Genomic DNA, 2,575 nt, shown 5'->3' with positions numbered 1-2,575 from the left:
GGCTTGATCTCGCTGGGAATCCCCGCCGACGACAGCCGCGTCTTCAGATTGCGCGGCTCGATTTCCCGCGCGGCACGCGATACCTCCCGCAACGGCTTCAGCACATGGCTGATCGTCAACGGCAGCGTCAGTCCGAAAATGACGGTCGCAATGACCAGCACATAAACGACGGTCTTCGGTATCGGATCGATCCGCGTCCTGACGAGCGCATCGACGAGTTGGTCGCTGTGCGCCACCTGCACGTAATAGACGACGCTCCCGTTCAACGCGCGCTGCGTCGCGACCGCGTATGCCTTGCCGTCGATCGTGGTGGGCAGCACCTTGCCTGCCACCGTCGCGAGGTCCTCTGTCAGCCACGGTCGATCGTCGCTCGAAGGCACCGACGCCAGCAACACCTTCCCCGTCGCATCGAGCACGCGATACTTCACGTCGGCCGGCAAGAGCCGGAACATCACCGCCGGATGCTCGCCCAATCGCACGGATGCCGGCCGCCCGGCCGCATCGAAACGCATCCCGGCCACGATATGACGGATGCTCTCCATCTGCTGGCGCCGTCCCAGGAACTCGGGATATCGATCCAGAAAATAGACGGAAAGCGCGGACAGCAACGCCAGGCTGATGGCGAACGCGGCAACGTTGGTCACCCACAGACGCGTCGACAGACGCAGGACCCAATGACGGAACATGGCGGTTTTCTTACGAGGGAGTAGCCACGTGCGACACGCGGCGAAGCATCGTCACGCGTCCCGCAGCGCGAAGCCGGCGCCGCGGATATTGGTGAGCCGCATCGTTGCGCCGATCGCCGTCAATTTCTTGCGCAAGCGGTGCACGGTCACCTCGAGCGCGTTCGGCGTGACCGCTTCCGCGAGCCCCCATGCGGCATGCTCGAGGTTCGAATGCCGGACGGTCCGGCCCGCCGCTTCGATCAGGCAAAGCATGATCTGCAGCTCGGCCGGGGCCAGCAATACCGTCCGGTCGCCACAGCGCATCGCCCGCTGGGGCGGGTCCACGGTCACGTCCGCGAACGACGCGACGAGCGTCGTGAGCAGCGCCGGACGCCGCATCAGCGTACGGACGCGGGCGACGAGTTCGCTCATTTCGAACGGCTTGGTCACATAGTCGTCGGCGCCGCTTTCGAGTCCGTCGATGCGGTCATGCAACGCGTCGCGTGCCGTCAGCATCAGGCAAGGCATCATGCGCCCCGCCGCGCGCAGCGTCCGCAAGAACGCCAGACCGTCTCCGTCGGGCAATCCGCGATCGATGATCAGCAGCGCGTAATCGGCCCGGTCGACACCGTAAGCAGCTTCCCGAGCATTGCCGAACCGGTCGGATTCTATTCCCGCCGCGGCCAACGCCTGGGACAACAGGCCGGCCAGGCGCTCGTGATCCTCGACAATCGCCACTCTTGGCATGCTCGCACTCACTTGAACCGATACATGTAGCCGATCCGGGCCTCGGGAATGAACCGCCTGCCGACGAGCGGACTGTCGGTGATGCCGTCGCCGAGACGCGACACGCCCACGTCCACGAACATCGTCTGCTGCTTCGTCAGCCGGTAGTCGACACGCGTGCCGGCCGACACGTTCACGGCCGAACCCGCGCTGTAGGCGGCGCGCCAGGCACGCGCCTCGGATGGTCGCACGCCGTAATAGTAGTCGACGTATTTGTTGCTCAGCCATTCCACGCCGACATGTGGCGCGATCGAAAATGCGCCGACGGCGAACGCCTTCTCGAAGCCGATCTTCGCGCGCTCGCCCTTGTTTCCGCCGAGCAGGAAGCTACCCGACAACGTGCCGAAGCCGGTGCTCCATGACAGTGCAGGGCCGTACCAGAACGCGCCCTTGCGATTTTCCATGCCGTTGAGGATCGGCGCGTCCGAGCCCTTGTATCCGTCGAACAGCGAGAACTGGCCACGAAACGCGAGATTGACGCCACTCCAGCTGCCGATTTTCAGATCGACCGTGGTGCCGATGGCCTGCACCCATTTGTTGTCGAAGTAGACCAGCGGAAAAGGCAATACACGGGTGCCGTCGCCCCTGTAGGCCGACGGCTCGATGCCGACGCCGGCGCCCAATCCCCAGTGCGTGACGTTCGTCGCGTTGTTGAGGATAGTCAGCCCCGTATTGTCGGGATCGGGCGGGCTCGCGCCCTCGTCCGCCCACGCGGAAGCAGATGAAAGTGCAAATGAAGCGGCAATCAGCCATAACGGGCGTGCGCGGCGAGAGGCAATTTTCACAATCGTTCCTGGAGTCGAGGGTCGAAACGGGGGCTACTGTAGGACCAGTCGACTTACCGCTCACTTACCAGGAAAAAATCATCGCTTTGCGGACTGTGCGGGAAATGCAGATCGTGGGAAATATCGACGCAGGGCGAGCCTGTGTCGCCCCCGCGCCTTTAAGGAATATCGCAGTGCGCCCCGTCAAAACACCGTATGCAACCCCATCCGTGCGACCGCCTGACTCGCGGAACTCGACGCCCCGTCATTCACTTGGAACGAGGTCCGACTTTGGCAATGTCATCGACGAGCTTCTCCAGCTTGCTGACATGGTGAGTGATTTCCGCAAGGTCCCGATCG

Annotated in this window: 2 protein-coding genes and 1 pseudogene; all 3 read right to left on the bottom strand. The window is 63.5% G+C overall.

The features are described from left to right. Nucleotides 1–686: pseudogene (locus JMF90_RS32960) on the bottom strand (two-component sensor histidine kinase); the annotation flags it as partial. A 51-nt stretch (nucleotides 687–737) separates the two neighbouring features. Beyond that, entirely contained in the window at nucleotides 738–1,412 is a 675-nt protein-coding gene (locus JMF90_RS32955) for a response regulator transcription factor (protein ID WP_011694489.1), read from the bottom strand. Nucleotides 1,413–1,420: 8 nt separating this feature from the next. Further along, nucleotides 1,421–2,074: a MipA/OmpV family protein gene (locus JMF90_RS32950; protein ID WP_227745914.1), complete on the bottom strand. Its 654-nt coding sequence runs from the start codon at nucleotides 2,072–2,074 to the stop codon at nucleotides 1,421–1,423. Nucleotides 2,075–2,575 lie beyond the last annotated feature (501 nt).

Origin of the sequence: Burkholderia sp. E168m23 (assembly GCF_016586125.1) — a bacterium.
In the GTDB taxonomy this organism is placed as follows: Bacteria; Pseudomonadota; Gammaproteobacteria; order Burkholderiales; family Burkholderiaceae; genus Burkholderia; species Burkholderia orbicola.
Note: the sequence above shows the minus strand (reverse complement) of the source record. Positions and strands in the feature narration are given on the sequence as shown.